Below are 16,645 nucleotides of genomic sequence, written 5' to 3'. Positions count from 1 at the left end.
TAATTTTAAAAATTAACTTACTCAAGAGGTTTTATATATGTAAGTGATTAGTTTTAATTGTTGTTTTTAAAATTATATTCTAATTATTGTATTAGCATTAATTCACTATGAACTATATTTATAACAGGTAGGTGGTATGTCGTATAGAATTTAATTATATATAAATGGTGGTTAATGTTATGAAAAATATAGTTATTGTTGGCGGTGGAACGGGTGGGACGATGCTAGCAAATACACTTGCTAGAAAATTGAGTAGAGAAATTTTTTCGAAGAAAATAAAAATAACATTAATTACTGATAATCCAATCCATTATTATAAACCTGCATTTATGTATGTTGCTTTTAATTTATTTTTTAAGGATGAACTGAGTCGCCCTGAAAGAGAATTGCTAAGACCTGAAATAGAGTTAGCCATTGATAAAATAGAGCATTTTGATTTTAAAAATAAAGCGCTAAACTCTAAGCATGGAAAAAAATATAACTATGATTTTCTTGTGATTGCAACAGGTTGCATACCTAAACCTGAGCGAATTGAAGGTTTAAAAGATATCGGTAACCACTTTTATGCATATGAAGCATCGAGAAAGCTAGCAGATCAACTTGCTAAGATTGAAAAAGGTCGAATTTTTATTACGGTATCATTCCCTGAAACGCCAAATGTACCCCATCAGTGTGGCATCGCGCCGATGGAAACAACATTAATGATTGATGAATTTTTACGTAAACGTCGAGTTAGGGATAGTATTGAAATCGTTTATACCTATCCAACAGTTTCACAATTATTGCGTAACTGTTTATTCATGCAACAACCTGTTTGTGAAGTTATTCCTGAAGTATTTACTGCTAAAAATATTAAAGCTCAGAGAGGGTTTACTTTAGATAAAGTTGATCCAGATAAAAAAATAGCTTATTCGAAAGAAGGTGATGAGCAAAATTTCGACTTATTGATCAGTACTCCGCCAATTACCGCGGTTGAGGCAGTTATTAATACCGGATTAAGTGAGCATAATAATGGTGAAGGTTGGTTACCTACCGACCATGAAACTATGCAAGTTTATGGTGTTGATGGCGTTTATGTTATAGGTGATACCGTTGATTTACCGATCAGTAAAGCAGGTGGAAGCTGTCATAATCAGGCTGCAATTATAGCTGATAATATCTGCGGAGAATTAATTTATGGTTATCCGGCAGCTATCTATGATGGGCGAGTTCAAGCTGTTGCTCAAATGGGATTAACTGCAGGGATGCCTTTACAATACGATTATAAACACGATGTTATTCCTACGCCTCCGACTAAATTAGGGGGATTACTAAGAAATGGCTTTAATAGAGGTATTTATTGGGCTGCTATTCGTGGCTTAGTTTAAGGAGGAAATCAAAATGTCTAATAATGAAAATCAAAGTAAACTAATTGAACTTCTTAATTCTGAGTCGGGTGATCATTTCGCAGACAAATTAGCACCGCTATTACAATTGAATCGTTTAGATAATATTGTTGATTTACTTTCTCTAATTTCTGACCTTATTGACATTACTGATAATAGCACGGTAGAAAAACTGGCAAACTCATTTGAGGATACTCTAGCGCCAGTCTGGGAATTCGGCACTGCATATAATATGGCTAAAATGGAGGAAATATATAATAGTAAAAATCCAAATTTTCGTTCGGTGTATGCTTTATTAAAAGATCCAAATACATTACGTGGAATTAGTACCGTTTTACGAACCTTGCAAATAATGGGTTCTCGATTGTCTTCCCCCCAAGAGGGATAATATTTCGGAGGTGGTATGATATTAGATAGACTGTATTCTTTTGATACGCGTGTGATACATAATTACTATGATGCAGCCGAAAATTTAGGATCACTAGCTTCTCCTATTTATCAAACGTCAACTTACGTATTTGATAGTGTTGAAGAAGGTGCCGCTTGTTTTAGCGGTGAATCGGATGGGTATATTTATACACGAATAAATAACCCAACATTAAGTTTGTTGGAAAAGCGGCTTGCTGATTTAGAAGAGGGGGATGCCGCAATTGTATTTTCTTCAGGGATGGGGGCAATAACATCGACTCTTTGGACCTTACTAAGCCCAGGAGATGAGCTGTTAGTTGATATGACGGTTTATGGCTGTACATATGCATTCTTTCATCATGGGTTAGCTCGATTTGGTGTCAAAGTTCGTCACATTGATATGAGAGACCCAAATAATGTGGCACAGGAACTCACTGAAAAAACAAAGATGATATTTTTCGAATCACCTGCAAACCCAAATATGCGCTTAGTTGATATTAATGCTGTGAGTAATATCGTTCATCAATATAACCTTGCAAATAACCAAGAAATATTGGTGACAGTAGATAATACCTATTGTACTCCTTACATTCAAAAACCACTTGAGCTTGGAGCGGATATCGTTGTTCATTCATTAACGAAATATATGAATGGGCATGGTGATGTGATGGCTGGCGCTGTTATAACAACTGAGGAATTAGCGAAGCAAATCAGATTGGTTGGGCTGAAGGATATGACTGGAGCATGTTTATCCCCTCATGATGCAAACCTGATATTGCGAGGAATGAAAACACTGCCAATCAGAATGGAAAGAGTGGTTGAGAATGCACAGAAAGTTGCGGAATATTTGGCCTCACTATCTGAAGTTTCTCAAGTGATGTATCCGGGTTTACCGAGTTTTCCTCAATACACATTAGCTCAAAGGCAAATGAAGCTGCCTGGAGGGATGATTGCTTTTGAACTTAGAGGGGGACTTGAGGCGGGTAAGCAGTTTCTGAACCGTTTACAGCTATTTTCTTGTGCGGTTAGCTTAGGTGATTGTGAGTCATTGGCCCAGCACCCTGCAAGTATGACCCATTCTACTTACACTGCTGAGGAACGAAAACAGTATGGGATTAGTGATGGGCTTATTCGTTTGTCAGTTGGGTTAGAAAGCGCTAATGATTTGATTGCCGATATTAAGCAGGCGCTCATTTGATACCAAAATAGGTAACAAAAGGCCCTATATCATATAAATATAGGGCCTAAATTTACTTTACGAATGCTTTAGTCGATTAAGGTTTTTGAAATTTACGCATGACAAAGAAGGTGACGCTCAATATAGCGACCCATGCAAACCCGACGAGAAGGGCAACTTGTGTATCTTTAAAGAAGCCAAGTAGCGCGATAACAAAGACCATAAATGCGATAGTAATTGCAGGGCCAATTGGCCAGAACGGTACAGGGAATTTGAGTTTTTTAACCTCTTCAGGGCTCATTTGGCGGCGCATTGCGACATGAGAAAGTAGTATCATTAACCAGACCCAAACGGTCGCAAAGGTTGCGATTGACGCAATAATCACAAAGATTTTTTCTGGAAGTAGGTAGTTTAAATAAACGCCCAGTAACATGACAACAGACATCACCAGTACAGTGACCCAAGGCACCCCACTTTTCGTCAACTTGGTAAAGACTTTTGGTGCTTGTTTGTCTTGTGCCATACCATACATCATGCGACCAGCACCGAAAATATCACTATTGATAGCTGAAATTGCCGCAGTGATCACCACGATATTTAAGATATTTGCCGCTGATTGAATGCCTAAGCTATCAAAAATTTGGACGAATGGACTGCCATTTTGACCAATTTGATTCCACGGATAGATACACATCAGAATAAAAAGAGTTAAGCCATAGAATAATAAAATACGAATGGGTACCGCATTGATTGCTTTAGGAATAGTTTTCTCTGGGTTTTGCGCTTCACTGGCGGTAATACCGATCACTTCGATACCCCCAAAGGCGAACATTACGATAGCTAAGGACGCGATAACGCCTTCAATGCCGTTTGGCATAAAGCCACCGTGTTCCCATAGATTTTGGATACCCACCGCATGGTCAGTTTCTTGGCCGAAGCCGTAGAACATTAAGAAGGCTCCACCAACAATCATTGCGATGATTGCAGAGACTTTTACGATAGACAGCCAAAATTCCATTTCACCAAAAATTTTAACGTGGCATAAATTGAGTGCGCTAATAAATAGCACGATACTTAATACCCACACCCATTGGTCGACATGAGGGAACCAAAACCCCATGTACATCCCAAAAGCGGTAATATCAGCCAAGCAAACGACCAACATTTCAAATACGTAGTTCCAGCCAGTTAAAAAACCAGCTAAGGGACCCATGTAATGGCTAGCGTAGTGAGAGAATGAACCGGGTACTGGGTGATGTACAGCCATCTCGCCTAAGGCTCGCATGACCATAAATACAGCGGCACCACCGACCATATAAGCGAGTAGCACAGCAGGCCCTGCCGCTTGAATTGCGGAAGCAGACCCATAAAATAAGCCGGTACCAATCGCTGACCCTAAAGCCATAAAGCGAATGTGCCGAACACTCAGTCCCTTTCTGAGTTGATTTTGTTCACTACTTTGCATGTCTTTTCCTGTCTTTTTCTTCGTTCGATATATTGTTCCGAATAGGCTTTCGGTATTGTTTATTAAGTCGGACGTACTTTATTGAACCTTAAGGTGGCTACATTATCACAAACTTCCTTGTTCGTGAGATAGATATCTGCAATATAATGCGTGCTCAGCTAACTATTTTAGGAGTGATATGAAATACCCAATTAATGAAATCTTCCAAACCATTCAAGGAGAGGGGGTTTTTACTGGTGTTCCAGCCGTATTTATTCGTTTGCAGGGCTGCCCAGTTGGATGTAGCTGGTGTGATACCAAACAAACATGGGAAAAAGAACAAGATAAAGAATCTACCCTAGGGGATATCGCACTTAAAACGATTGATTCAGATGCATGGGCTATGGCAGATAGTGAGGCATTGGTTCAATTAATGAAAGAAAAACACTTCAGCGCACAGCATATTGTTATTACAGGCGGTGAGCCCTGTATTTATGATTTACAGCCACTGACTGGGATATTAGAACAACATGGATATCAATGCCAAATTGAAACTAGCGGCACATACCCTATTCAATGCGCTGATAACACATGGGTTACTGTATCACCAAAAGTCGGTATGAAAGGAGGACTGCAGGTGATCAGCCAAGCAGTAAATCGTGCCAATGAAATTAAACATCCTGTTGCTCGCGAGAAAGATATTGAAGCACTTGAGAAAATTTTAGCATTGCGTACTGTCGAAACGCCTCCAGTAGTGGCATTACAGCCAATCAGCCAAAAAGCGGCAGCAACAAAATTGTGTATTGAAACCTGTATTCAACGCAACTGGCGTTTATCAATTCAAACACATAAGTATTTGGATATTCAATAATAAAAAATAGCGATGGTTTTTAGTAACCCCCAAGAGTTAGAAAACACTCATTGGGGGCCTTTAAATTACCTAAATGGTTGGTTTAATGGTACTTCAGGATCTGGCTCATGAGTAATACGGTTACGTAAGTCACGGCGAATAATTTCAATAGACCAAAACCAAATTAAATGGCCAAATATTTCTGAAACATTCTCATACCATGGTAGGTCGAAGAGTGGAGGGGTGAGCCCCATAAGAGGGAAAGAAATCATATGGACAAATAATTGCGCCAGTGCACCCGCTAACAACCCTTGCCATAGCTTAATTTTAGGGAATACTTCAGCAACAATACAATATCCGACAGCAAACACGATAGAAAATATGATGTGGGTAACACCCACAGAGTTAAAAACGTGCCCAGCAAAGGTGTAAACTGCAGAGTTAGGGTCGGCAATTCCTAACCAATCCCTTAAGAAAATATAAGGTGGGTTGAGGAAGTTACGTGAGCAGTCAATTTGTTCCGCTGCACGGATCAGCGTTTCTGGCGAACAAGCTGCGTTGAACATATCCGTTGGGCTTCTTGGTGGTAATGGGACTTCAGCCCCCCATTTGACAAACGAAGAGACGATACCAGCGATTAGACCAATAAATGCGGCCAGCCCATAACGTCTTCTGGATTTTGGTGTTTGTTGAAATAAATGCATTTTCCCTGCCTTATTAAGAGTAAATAATGGTAAATAATAGATCAGGTTATAATTTAATGCACTATGTCAAATTAAAGTTTTTATATCCTTAATTTCAAGGGGGGAATGCCAGCCACTAATTGCTTTTTGCCCCTCATTTATTTTCAAAATCTATTAAGCTTGCCGCCTGAGGTGCTTGTGTCTCTATATTATATTTCTATATTTATGAATGTTATTTTGCCCAGCTATCAAAATGGCTGCGTAAAATAACATTACATTATATTTGTAGCACTTGTACTTTTAAGCTTCCCCGCGATAGACGCAACCTGCATTGCAGGTTTCTTTTACGGTAACTGCACTTAATAAGGGTAGCAAAGGCTTAGTTTGTTGCCAAATCCACTGCGCTAATACCTCACTGGTTGGGTTTTCTAACCCTTCGATATCATTTAAATAATGATGGTCTAAGCGTTCCCAAATAGGTTTAAACGCGGCTTTTACATCGGAAAAATCAATAATCCAACCACTATGGGAGTCGACTTCTCCAGTAATTTCTAAACGCACCATGAAAGAATGCCCATGGAGGCGGCCACACTTATGGCCCTCTGGGACATGAGGTAATTTGTGGGCAGCTTCGAAAGTGAAATCTTTATAGATTGTTGTGCTCATATGTGGCTCCTTGTTATGAATAAACAGCGTATTGTACTGCATTTTTAGGTGAAAATATCTTTAATTACTAAAATAGCGTTAACCGCTTTTATCAATATGATCCATCAGTTAATTGCTTTAGGCTTTTTAGTTATTAATTATGGCTATCGTTTCTTATCCCATTATCTAGGGTTGTTATAACCTAACTGCATACCCTATATGTTTCAGGTACTGCGGTATTTTTTGCTTTATTACCTTAATTATTTGGGTGAATGAGCAAGTGTTAGGTTGTCGGTCTTTTCTGGGGTAATGACATGGCGTCGTTTTTAAAATCAAAGATGAATAACACTGGGGTTACAAGATAATGACAAAAAAACAGCCGCCATTAGCGGCGCTGCCAATATCTGTTGAGCAATTAGCACGTTTACAGACGGCCGTTGATGATTTTTCATCCCATCAACTCGCATGGCTTTCTGGTTATTTGTGGGGAATAGTAAATCAGAATACGCAAGTTGATGCATCTGTCAGTGCGCCTGTGGTTACCCAAGATACGGTCACAATCATCTCTGCATCACAGACAGGAAATGCACGCCGCCTATCAGAGCAGCTTAGAGAGCGTTTAGTCGGTGAAAAAATTAGTGTGAATTTAGTGAATGCAGGGGATTATAAATTCAAACAAATTAACCAAGAGAAAGTGTTAGTTGTTGTAGCCTCAACGCAGGGTGAAGGGGAGCCAGCTGAAGAAGCGATTGCATTATACAAATATCTTCATTCTAAAAAAGCGCCAAATTTATCACAAACCAGTTATGCGGTTTTTGCGCTGGGGGATTCATCTTACGAAAAATTCTGTCAAGCAGGTAAAGATTTCGATTCACAGCTTGCATCATTAGGGGCGACGTCATTAACCGAGCGAATTGATGCGGATGTTGAATACCAAGGGATTGCGGATGAGTGGGTTGAAAGCCTCACTCAGATTTTAAAAGCTCGCGTTCCTGCTCAAAGTGATAGCCAATTATTGGCGACTCAAGCAGGAAGTGTGAATGAAATTCATTCATCACCTTATAGTAAAACCGCACCATTGACTGCGTCACTTCTTAGCAATCAAAAAATAACCAGTCGGGACTCACAAAAAGATGTTCGCCATATTGAAATTGATCTCGGTGACTCTGGTTTACGTTATCAACCTGGTGATGCGCTAGGTGTTTGGTTCGATAATGACCCTGCTTTAGTTGATGAGCTGGTGGCTTTGTTGTGGCTGCAAGGTGATGAAGAAGTCTTTATTGGTTCGCAGCGCCACTCATTACGTGATGCGCTGATTTATCAATTAGAACTGACACAAAATACTCCAGTGATTGTCGAAAAATATGCTCAGTTATCAAAAGACGATGCACTATTGTCATTAATTAGCGATAAAGCCGCTATTTTGCACTACGCACAAAATACGCCAATCGTCGATATGGTACGCCAAGCGGCATCTCAGCCCACTGCCCAAGAATTTGTTGACCTACTGCGTCCGCTAACCCCTCGTTTGTACTCGATTTCTTCTTCCCAATCTGAAGTAGAAAATGAAGTTCATGCAACGGTTGGCGTTGTCCGCTATGAGATTGATGGTAAGGCGCGTACTGGTGGTGCGTCAGGTTTCTTAGCCGATCGCTTAAGTGAGGATGATGAACTTCGTATATTCATTGAGCACAATGATAATTTTCGACTGCCACAAGACCCAAATACGCCTGTGATCATGATTGGCCCAGGTACAGGGATAGCGCCATTTCGTGCTTTCTTACAGCAGCGTGACAATGACGGTGCGACAGGAAAAAATTGGTTATTTTTTGGTAATCCACATTTTGTTGATGACTTTCTCTACCAAGTGGAATGGCAGCGTTATGTCAAAGACGGTTTACTAACCCATATTTCATTAGCGTGGTCTCGCGACCAGCAAGAAAAAATTTACGTACAAGATAAACTTCGCGAACAAGGTGAAGAAGTTTGGCAATGGTTACAAGAAGGTGCGCACATCTATATGTGTGGTGATGCAAACCGCATGGCCAAAGATGTTGAACAGGCATTATTAGATATCGTCAGTCAATATGGGAACATGGACAGTGAAGAAGCTGATGAATTTTTAAGTGAGTTGCGCGTAATGCGCCGTTATCAGAGGGATGTTTATTAATGAGCAATGAACAACAACAAAAGCCCTTAATTGTCGAAGGTAAACTCGCAGACAGTGAACGCATGAAGCAAGACAGTAATTACTTGCGTGGAACCATTAAGGATGACTTAAAAAATGGGTTAACGGGGGGATTTGAGGGGGATAATTTCCTGTTGATTCGCTTTCACGGTATGTACCAACAAGATGACCGTGATATTCGTGCCGAGCGAGCGGAACAAAAACTCGAGCCTCGCCATGCAATGATGCTACGTTGTCGTTTGCCGGGCGGCATTATTACACCCAAGCAATGGCTTGATATTGATAAGTTTGCCACAGAGCACACGCTGTATGGCAGTGTGCGCATTACGAATCGGCAAACATTTCAGTTCCATGGCATCTTAAAAGGGGATGTAAAGCCTGCCCATCAAATGTTAAGTCACGTTGGTTTAGATGCCCTTGCAACGGCGAATGACGTCAACCGTAACGTGTTATGTACCTCTAACCCCGTGCAATCTGAATTGCACCAACAAGCTTATGAATGGGCAAAGAAAATATCTGAACATTTATTACCGCGCACTAGTGCTTACGCGGAAATTTGGTTAGATAAAGAAAAAATAGTGACAACGGATGAAGAGCCAATTTTAGGGCAAACTTATTTGCCAAGAAAATTTAAAACCTCTGTCGTGATCCCGCCATTAAACGATGTGGATTTGCATGCAAATGATATGAACTTTGTTGCGATAGCCCAAAATGGTGAGTTGATCGGTTTTAACGTGCTGGTGGGCGGTGGCCTTGCTATGACTCATGGTGATACGGCGACATTTCCTCGCTTAGCCAGTGAGTTTGGGTTTATTCCATTAGAGAAAACGTTAGCCATTGCAGAAGCGATAGTGACTACCCAACGGGATTGGGGAAATCGTACTGAACGTAAAAATGCGAAAACCAAATATACCCTTGAGCGAGTGGGAGTTGATACTTTCAAAGCTGAAGTCGAAAGGCGCTCAGGCGTAGTTTTCGAACCTATTCGCCCATATGAATTTACTGAACGCGGTGACAAGATTGGCTGGCTTAAAGGCATTGATAACCGTTGGCACCTAACATTGTTTATTGAAAATGGTCGATTAATTGATTTAGAAAATAAACCATTAAAAACTGGCGTGGCTGAAATTGCACGTATTCACCAAGGGGACTTTCGTTTAACGGCAAACCAAAATTTAATTGTTGCGGGTGTGCCCGAAAGTGAAAAAGCGGCAATTGAAGCGATTGCCAGATCTCATGGGTTAATGAGTGATGACATTACGGCACAACGTGAAAATTCCATGGCTTGTGTATCATTTCCAACTTGCCCGCTCGCGATGGCCGAAGCAGAACGTTTTTTACCTGAATTTATTAGTCAAGTGGAAAGTATCATGGCCGCCCATCAAGTTGCCAATGAACATATCGTTTTGCGGGTAACGGGTTGTCCTAATGGCTGTGGGCGAGCCATGCTGGCAGAGGTTGGACTGGTCGGTAAAGCGATGGATAGATATAACTTACATTTAGGTGGAAATCGCATTGGCACCCGTATTCCACGCATGTACCGTGAAAACATCACTAGTACAGAGATTTTAGCTATTTTGGATGAGTTAATCGGCGATTGGGCGAAAAACCGTCTACCTAATGAAGGATTTGGCGATTTTGTTATTCGCACCAATGTTGTTAAGCCCGTATTGAATTCTGCTGTTGATTTTTATGAGGTTAAGGAGGCAGTATGAGCCGACTTGAACTAGCAACACTCATCGAACTCGATAAGCCCCAACAAGTCGCTTATCTCGCTGAGTTTAATTCCCAGTTAGAAGCAATGAATGCATTGCAGCGGGTTGAGTGGGCGGTTGAATACTTACCGACTGAGTTTGTGTTGTCTTCCAGCTTTGGTATTCAAGCGGCACTGACATTGCATATGGTGACGCAAATTGTGCCTAATATCCCAGTTATTTTAACGGATACCGGTTATTTGTTCCCAGAAACCTATCAGTTTATTGAAGTGTTAACAGATAAGCTGAATTTAAATTTGCAGGTGTATCGAGCCAAACAGTCACCGGCTTGGCAAGAAGCGCTGTATGGTCAACTTTGGACACAAGGGCTTGATGGTATTGAGCGTTATAACCAATTGAATAAAGTTGAGCCGATGGAGCGCGCGTTACATGAATTACAAGCACAAACCTGGTTTTCTGGTTTACGGCGAGAACAATCAGCAAGCCGTGCAAGTTTGTCTGTACTAGGTATCGGGAAAGGGATTTTTAAAGTTTTACCAGTGATTGATTGGAATAATAAGCAAGTTTATGAATATCTAACAAAATATGATTTACCCTACCATCCGTTGTGGGAACAAGGGTATTTATCGGTTGGCGATACCCATACAACTCGCAAATGGGAAGAGGGTATGAATGAAGAAGATACGCGTTTTTTTGGTTTAAAGCGTGAGTGCGGGCTTCATGAAAACTAAATATTCGTCATAATTCAATCTGCAGCGTTGTTGGCTACGTGCACTCGCACTAGTCACATACTGGTGTATGCTCCTAGCGACTCATTTACTTGCCGCCTAGCTGCAACTTGAATTATTTAGAATATTGATTAGGTCATAATTCAATCTGCAGCGTTGTTGGCTACGTGCTATTCGGATAATTTATAGTGTTGATTAGTCATGTTTCACGTTATGACTTGAGTTTAAAATATAAATAATTACGAATTTAATAAAATATTTGTTTAATTACAAAGGGATACTTTTTATTAAAAATAAGTATCTCTTATTTTTCCCTTATTTTTAATTTTCTTATAAATATTATAAGTTTGCGTTAAGTGTTGTGTTTATTTCGATATTAGCAGGTTTTAATGGCTTTTATACAAATTTTGGGGCTTATGCTTTTCAGTTACAAGAAAGAGCTTTTTGTCATTTCAAACCTATTACGTGAAGCCATATAGTCAACTGTCTATTTCTTATAATAAGTTTATATAACGATGGGTGAGCAAGATGGATTATTTACCATTATTTGTCGATGTCCGCACGCGAAAGGTCGTGTTAATTGGCGGCGGTGTGGTCGCAGCACGAAAAGCAGAATTGCTAATAAAAGCACAAGCTGACTTAGTGGTCATCTCACCAACGTTATGTACACAGTTACAAGCTGAACACCAACAAAATAAATTTGTTTGGTTAGCTGAAGATTACCAATCCATTCATTTAGATGATGCTTTTTTAGTTATCGCAGCAACAGATGATGCATTACTGAATGAAACGGTTTTCTATGACGCCAATGAACGAAAAATATTTGTTAACGTGGTTGATGACCAACCATTATGTTCATTTATTGTGCCTTCTATTATCGATCGCTCGCCAGTGATTGTGGCGATCTCTTCAGGGGGGACTGCGCCTGTATTAGCACGTTTACTCAGAGAAAAATTGGAAACGATGTTGCCAACTTCTTTGGGGAAAATGGCGGAAATAGCCGGCCGCTGGCGTCATAAAGTCAAAGAAACACTTACTAATATGCGTGAAAGAAAACGTTTTTGGGAAAAAAGTTTTAGTGGGCGTTTTGCCTCTTTAGTAGAAAAAGGGCAATTCAGTGAAGCGGAACAACAATTGGAACGTCAATTGTATGAGCCTGATAACCATGGCGAATTAATCTTAGTCGGTGCTGGGCCGGGTGATGCGGGGCTACTCACGTTAAAAGGGTTGCGAGTTTTACAAAGTGCAGAAGTGGTTTTGTATGACCATCTGGTGAGTGAGGAAATCCTCGAGTTAGTTCGCCGCGACGCTGACAAGATTTGTGTTGGGAAACGCGCAGGAAATCACAGTGTTTCCCAAGAAGAAACCAATGCTTTAATCGTGAAATTTGCTCAACAAGGTAAAAAAGTGGTGCGCCTTAAAGGTGGTGATCCTTTTGTTTTCGGGCGAGGAGGGGAAGAGCTACAAGTGGCGGCGCAAGCGGGGATCCCATTTCAAGTGGTTCCGGGTGTGACTGCAGCAATTGGTGCAGCCGCTTACGCAGGAGTTCCGCTGACTCACCGCGAACATTCACAAAGCATTACGTTTATTACGGGTCATTGCCGTGAAAATGGGATGGAACTTGATTGGCAGGCACTTGCTCGAGGAAACCAAACCTTAGCTATCTATATGGGGACCGTGAAGGCCGCGAAAATCAGCGAACAATTGATTCAATTTGGCCGTGCTGAAAATACCCCTGTAGCGGTTATCGGCTGTGGTACAAGGCGTGAACAAAAAGTAGTAACCGGAAAACTAGATGAACTTGAAGTGTTAGCACAGCAGGCACCAGCTCCTGCTTTGATAGTGGTTGGTGAAGTCGCTGCATTACACCAACAACTCGCATGGTTTGGTTCTCAAACTGAAGATATAAGATGGCGCAGTGCCGTATTGGAACTGGCTTAAGTAAGGGGCTATCGTGAACGACAAAAAATTGACTCATTTACAGCAGTTAGAGGCAGAAAGTATTCATATCATTCGTGAAGTTGCCGCCGAATTTGCTAACCCAGTCATGCTGTACTCTATTGGTAAAGATTCTTCCGTGATGCTGCATTTAGCACGCAAGGCATTTTATCCGGGAAAACTACCATTTCCTCTTTTACATGTTGATACCGGCTGGAAATTTCGTGAAATGTACGAGTTTCGCGATGCAACTGCAGAAAAATACGGCTTTGAGCTACTTGTTTATCGTAATCCTGAAGGGGAAAAATTAGGGATTAACCCGTTTGTGCATGGCAGCGCTAAGCACACAGATATTATGAAAACCGAGGGCTTAAAGCAGGCTTTAGATAAGTACGGTTTTGATGCTGCATTTGGTGGTGCTCGTCGTGATGAAGAGAAATCACGTGCCAAAGAACGGATCTACTCTTTCCGTGACCGATCTCATCGTTGGGATCCTAAAAACCAACGGCCTGAGTTGTGGCATAACTATAATGGACAGATCAATAAAGGGGAAAGTATTCGTGTTTTCCCGTTATCAAATTGGACTGAGCTCGATATCTGGCAATATATCTATTTGGAAAATATCGATATTGTTCCCCTGTATTTTGCAAAAGAGCGACCGGTTATTCAGCGGGACGGCACTTTGTTAATGGTGGATGATAACCGCATTGACTTACAAACTGGTGAAGTCATTAGTCAGCAAAAAGTGCGTTTTAGAACATTAGGTTGTTGGCCACTGACCGGAGCTGTGCCATCAGAAGCACAAACGCTGCCTGAGATTATAGAAGAAATGTTGATTTCCACAACGAGTGAGCGGCAGGGGCGGCTGATTGATAGCGACCAATCCGCTTCAATGGAGTTGAAAAAGCGCCAAGGTTATTTTTAGTGGGCAAGGTGAATACGCAAAGTCAGGAGAAAAATCATGGCACAAGCCGTTTATAATGAATCAATCGCTCATCAAATCGAACAGCAAGGTGGAGTAGAGCCTTACTTATTGGCGCAGCAACAAAAAGGATTATTGCGTTTTTTAACCTGTGGGAATGTGGATGATGGTAAAAGTACCTTAATCGGCCGTTTACTGCATGATACCCGCCAAATATACCAAGATCAGCTGTCAACTTTGCAAAGTGACAGTAAGCGGATAGGGACTCAAGGGGAAAAGCTTGACCTTGCTTTGCTGGTGGATGGCCTTGCTGCTGAACGTGAGCAGGGGATCACAATCGATGTGGCTTATCGTTATTTTTCAACAGAAAAACGCAAATTTATTATTGCAGACACCCCCGGTCACGAACAATATACGCGCAATATGGCGACAGGGGCATCAACTTGCTCACTTTCTATTTTGTTGATCGATGCTCGAAAAGGGGTACAGGAGCAAACACGTCGACATAGTTTTATTAGTACATTGCTTGGGATTCGCCATCTTATTGTTGCCGTCAATAAAATGGATCTGGTGGATTACAGTGAAGCCATTTTTGAAAAAATAAAACAAGATTACCAAAAGTTTGCGATGGAATTGCCTGTGGATTTAAAGGTATGGTTTGTACCTATCTCTGCCCTAGATGGCGATAACATTGTAAATTCAAGTGATAATTTTAAATGGTATCAAGGCGATACGCTATTATCGATATTGGAAAATGTTCAAGTGGAACAAAAAGCCTCGGAGCAAGCTTTGCGTTTCCCTGTGCAATATGTGAACCGCCCAAATTTGGACTTTCGCGGATACAGCGGGACATTATCATCAGGTGTCGTGGAAGTGGGGCAAAAGATTAAAGTGTTGCCCTCTGGCGCCATCTCAGCAATCAAAGAAATTGTGACATTTTCAGGGTTACAAGATTTCGCTGTGCCGGGGGAAGCAATTACATTAGTGCTTGAAGATGAAATTGATATCAGTCGTGGCGACTTAATTGTTGCACAAGATGAAACCTTACAAAGCACACAGCATGCATCTGTTGATGTCGTGTGGATGTCTGAGCAGCCGTTAGTTCAAGGCCAACAACTTGATATTAAAATTGCGGGAAAACGCAGTCGGGCAAAAGTAGAAAATATTCAATATCAAGTAGATATCAATAATTTAACGCAGAAAGTGGCGACAGAGCTGCCATTGAATGGTATTGGTTTAGTCGAATTTTCCTTTGATGAACCATTGTTACTGGAAAACTATCAACGCAATGCAGACACTGGCGGAATGATTTTTATTGATAGATTAACAAATGTGACCGTCGGAGCGGGTTTAGTCCGCGAAACGCAAACCCCTGTCTTTGAAAAAAACAGTGATTTTAGCGAATTTGAAATAGAGCTAAACAAATTAGTCCGCCGCCATTTCCCACATTGGGGTGCACGTGATGTTTTAGGTGGGAAATAATACGGATGACAAAAGAAAACCATATTGTATGGCACCAACACGCGGTAACTCGCCAATTACGCGAAAGTAATAATGGCCATAAAGGTGCTGTGTTGTGGTTCACCGGGTTATCAGGTTCTGGGAAATCAACATTAGCGGGGGCAATAGAGAACCAACTTACGTCCATGGGAATGAAAACCTACTTGTTGGATGGCGATAATATTCGCCATGGTTTATGCCGTGATTTAGGATTTAGTGAGGCTGATAGACAAGAAAATATCCGTCGAGTGGGAGAGGTGGCTAAGTTAATGGTCGATGCGGGGTTAATTGTTGCGACTGCCTTTATCTCACCTTTCCAATCGGATAGACAGAAAGTTCGTGACTTGTTTGAACCCGAGCAATTTTTTGAGTTGTATGTGGATACCCCCGTAAATGTTTGTGAACAGAGAGACCCTAAGGGGTTATATCAACAAGCACGAGAAGGGAAAATAAAACAATTTACTGGGATTGATTCCCCTTATGAAGTACCACAACATCCTGAGCTGCATCTGGATGGTCAACAACCTATTTCGGATTCTCTTTCCCAAATCATTGCGCTTTTATTGCGCAATCATGTCATTCAGCTAGATTATTAATACAGCTAAAATACCTCCTTTATTTTATTCGATGGTAAAATAAGGCGGTATTTTGCGTATTCAAACCCGACTTAATCTGACTTTTTATCACAATTTCAGTATCACAGTAGCGTCAATCGTTGAGTTATGGGATGATTAGCAAATCATTTCAGGGGGCAAGATGGGTAAATTAACGCTACTATTAATTGCGATATTAGCTTGGTTACAGTATTCCTTATGGTTAGGCAAAAATGGCATACACGACTACGTACAAGTCAAAGATGATGTCGCCGCTCAGGAAATTGTAAATTCGCGTTTAAAAATGCGTAATGAACAGCTATTCGCTGAAATCAACGACTTAAATGATGGCCAAGATGCGATTGAAGAACGAGCTCGAACTGAGCTTGGGATGATCAAACCAGGGGAATCATTTTATCGGATGGTTAAAGAAAGTAATAACCAGAAATAGACATAATAAAATGATGTC

General features: G+C 40.9%; 15 protein-coding genes. 12 read left to right on the top strand and 3 right to left on the bottom strand.

Going from position 1 to position 16,645, the window contains the following annotated elements; all coding sequences use genetic code 11:
• The first annotated feature begins 179 nt into the window (after positions 1 to 179).
• From M1F25_RS17175 to megL, 3 genes are read left to right on the top strand one after another with little or no spacing between them, the layout of a single operon-like run.
• Positions 180 to 1,367 (top strand): FAD/NAD(P)-binding oxidoreductase, encoded by a 1,188-nt coding sequence (locus tag M1F25_RS17175; RefSeq protein ID WP_096865156.1) that lies wholly within the window; start codon positions 180 to 182, stop codon positions 1,365 to 1,367.
• 13 nt (positions 1,368 to 1,380) lie between these two features.
• Positions 1,381 to 1,773 (top strand): hypothetical protein, encoded by a 393-nt coding sequence (locus M1F25_RS17170; RefSeq protein WP_094960905.1) that lies wholly within the window; start codon positions 1,381 to 1,383, stop codon positions 1,771 to 1,773.
• Between the two features lie 15 nt (positions 1,774 to 1,788).
• Positions 1,789 to 2,991 carry a methionine gamma-lyase gene (gene megL / locus M1F25_RS17165; RefSeq protein ID WP_112307811.1) on the top strand — a complete coding sequence of 401 codons (1,203 nt, stop codon included), beginning with the start codon at positions 1,789 to 1,791 and terminating at the stop codon, positions 2,989 to 2,991.
• Between the two features lie 76 nt (positions 2,992 to 3,067).
• Here megL and M1F25_RS17160 read toward each other — a convergent pair whose 3' ends face one another.
• Positions 3,068 to 4,435: an amino acid permease gene (locus M1F25_RS17160; protein ID WP_094960907.1), complete on the bottom strand. Its 1,368-nt coding sequence runs from the start codon at positions 4,433 to 4,435 to the stop codon at positions 3,068 to 3,070.
• 178 nt (positions 4,436 to 4,613) lie between these two features.
• Between M1F25_RS17160 and queE the strand changes: the two genes are divergently transcribed.
• On the top strand, positions 4,614 to 5,285 hold the full coding sequence (gene queE, locus M1F25_RS17155) for a 7-carboxy-7-deazaguanine synthase QueE (protein ID WP_181488594.1): 672 nt from the start codon (positions 4,614 to 4,616) through the stop codon (positions 5,283 to 5,285).
• A 65-nt stretch (positions 5,286 to 5,350) separates the two neighbouring features.
• On the opposite strand, the gene M1F25_RS17150 is transcribed toward queE, so the two are convergent.
• Both M1F25_RS17150 and queD read right to left on the bottom strand, forming a co-directional pair.
• Positions 5,351 to 5,968 carry a YagU family protein gene (locus M1F25_RS17150; RefSeq protein ID WP_004260761.1) on the bottom strand — a complete coding sequence of 206 codons (618 nt, stop codon included), beginning with the start codon at positions 5,966 to 5,968 and terminating at the stop codon, positions 5,351 to 5,353.
• A gap of 279 nt (positions 5,969 to 6,247) precedes the next feature.
• On the bottom strand, positions 6,248 to 6,613 hold the full coding sequence (gene queD, locus M1F25_RS17145) for a 6-carboxytetrahydropterin synthase QueD (protein WP_004913900.1): 366 nt from the start codon (positions 6,611 to 6,613) through the stop codon (positions 6,248 to 6,250).
• A gap of 343 nt (positions 6,614 to 6,956) precedes the next feature.
• Here queD and cysJ point away from each other — a divergent pair, with 343 nt between their 5' ends.
• The 8 genes from cysJ (at position 6,957) to ftsB (ending at position 16,627) form a co-directional block, all read left to right on the top strand.
• Positions 6,957 to 8,762 (top strand): NADPH-dependent assimilatory sulfite reductase flavoprotein subunit, encoded by a 1,806-nt coding sequence (gene cysJ, locus M1F25_RS17140; RefSeq protein ID WP_181488592.1) that lies wholly within the window; start codon positions 6,957 to 6,959, stop codon positions 8,760 to 8,762.
• Positions 8,762 to 10,495 carry an assimilatory sulfite reductase (NADPH) hemoprotein subunit gene (gene cysI / locus M1F25_RS17135; RefSeq protein ID WP_004260751.1) on the top strand — a complete coding sequence of 578 codons (1,734 nt, stop codon included), beginning with the start codon at positions 8,762 to 8,764 and terminating at the stop codon, positions 10,493 to 10,495. The genes cysJ and cysI overlap by 1 nt, the downstream gene beginning before the upstream one ends.
• Positions 10,492 to 11,226, top strand: a complete 735-nt coding sequence (gene cysH / locus M1F25_RS17130; protein WP_181488590.1) for a phosphoadenosine phosphosulfate reductase — start codon at positions 10,492 to 10,494, stop codon at positions 11,224 to 11,226. The genes cysI and cysH overlap by 4 nt, the downstream gene beginning before the upstream one ends.
• 525 nt (positions 11,227 to 11,751) lie before the next feature.
• Complete coding sequence (gene cysG, locus M1F25_RS17125; protein WP_094960912.1) at positions 11,752 to 13,164, top strand: siroheme synthase CysG; 1,413 nt, start codon at positions 11,752 to 11,754, stop codon at positions 13,162 to 13,164.
• Between the two features lie 13 nt (positions 13,165 to 13,177).
• On the top strand, positions 13,178 to 14,086 hold the full coding sequence (gene cysD, locus M1F25_RS17120; RefSeq protein ID WP_094960913.1) for a sulfate adenylyltransferase subunit CysD: 909 nt from the start codon (positions 13,178 to 13,180) through the stop codon (positions 14,084 to 14,086).
• Between the two features lie 36 nt (positions 14,087 to 14,122).
• On the top strand, positions 14,123 to 15,565 hold the full coding sequence (gene cysN / locus M1F25_RS17115; protein ID WP_096865141.1) for a sulfate adenylyltransferase subunit CysN: 1,443 nt from the start codon (positions 14,123 to 14,125) through the stop codon (positions 15,563 to 15,565).
• A gap of 5 nt (positions 15,566 to 15,570) precedes the next feature.
• Entirely contained in the window at positions 15,571 to 16,179 is a 609-nt protein-coding gene (gene cysC, locus M1F25_RS17110; protein WP_004260739.1) for an adenylyl-sulfate kinase, read from the top strand.
• 160 nt (positions 16,180 to 16,339) lie between these two features.
• Positions 16,340 to 16,627, top strand: a complete 288-nt coding sequence (gene ftsB / locus M1F25_RS17105; RefSeq protein WP_004260736.1) for a cell division protein FtsB — start codon at positions 16,340 to 16,342, stop codon at positions 16,625 to 16,627.
• Positions 16,628 to 16,645: the final 18 nt, after the last annotated feature.

The sequence above is a fragment of the Providencia sp. PROV109 genome (assembly GCF_033681625.1).
Taxonomy (GTDB): Bacteria; Pseudomonadota; Gammaproteobacteria; order Enterobacterales; family Enterobacteriaceae; genus Providencia; species Providencia hangzhouensis.
This window is presented reverse-complemented; position numbering and strand designations above follow the sequence as displayed.

What these genes read in the sequence shown, in the direction of transcription:
- M1F25_RS17175 (WP_096865156.1), top strand. Translation starts at nt 180, where the DNA reads ATGAAAAATATAGTTATTGTTGGCGGTGGAACGGGTGGGACGATGCTA.
- M1F25_RS17170 (WP_094960905.1), top strand. Translation starts at nt 1,381, where the DNA reads ATGTCTAATAATGAAAATCAAAGTAAACTAATTGAACTTCTTAATTCT.
- megL (WP_112307811.1), top strand. Translation starts at nt 1,789, where the DNA reads ATGATATTAGATAGACTGTATTCTTTTGATACGCGTGTGATACATAAT.
- M1F25_RS17160 (WP_094960907.1), bottom strand. Translation starts at nt 4,435, where the DNA reads ATGCAAAGTAGTGAACAAAATCAACTCAGAAAGGGACTGAGTGTTCGG.
- queE (WP_181488594.1), top strand. Translation starts at nt 4,614, where the DNA reads ATGAAATACCCAATTAATGAAATCTTCCAAACCATTCAAGGAGAGGGG.
- M1F25_RS17150 (WP_004260761.1), bottom strand. Translation starts at nt 5,968, where the DNA reads ATGCATTTATTTCAACAAACACCAAAATCCAGAAGACGTTATGGGCTG.
- queD (WP_004913900.1), bottom strand. Translation starts at nt 6,613, where the DNA reads ATGAGCACAACAATCTATAAAGATTTCACTTTCGAAGCTGCCCACAAA.
- cysJ (WP_181488592.1), top strand. Translation starts at nt 6,957, where the DNA reads ATGACAAAAAAACAGCCGCCATTAGCGGCGCTGCCAATATCTGTTGAG.
- cysI (WP_004260751.1), top strand. Translation starts at nt 8,762, where the DNA reads ATGAGCAATGAACAACAACAAAAGCCCTTAATTGTCGAAGGTAAACTC.
- cysH (WP_181488590.1), top strand. Translation starts at nt 10,492, where the DNA reads ATGAGCCGACTTGAACTAGCAACACTCATCGAACTCGATAAGCCCCAA.
- cysG (WP_094960912.1), top strand. Translation starts at nt 11,752, where the DNA reads ATGGATTATTTACCATTATTTGTCGATGTCCGCACGCGAAAGGTCGTG.
- cysN (WP_096865141.1), top strand. Translation starts at nt 14,123, where the DNA reads ATGGCACAAGCCGTTTATAATGAATCAATCGCTCATCAAATCGAACAG.
- cysC (WP_004260739.1), top strand. Translation starts at nt 15,571, where the DNA reads ATGACAAAAGAAAACCATATTGTATGGCACCAACACGCGGTAACTCGC.
- ftsB (WP_004260736.1), top strand. Translation starts at nt 16,340, where the DNA reads ATGGGTAAATTAACGCTACTATTAATTGCGATATTAGCTTGGTTACAG.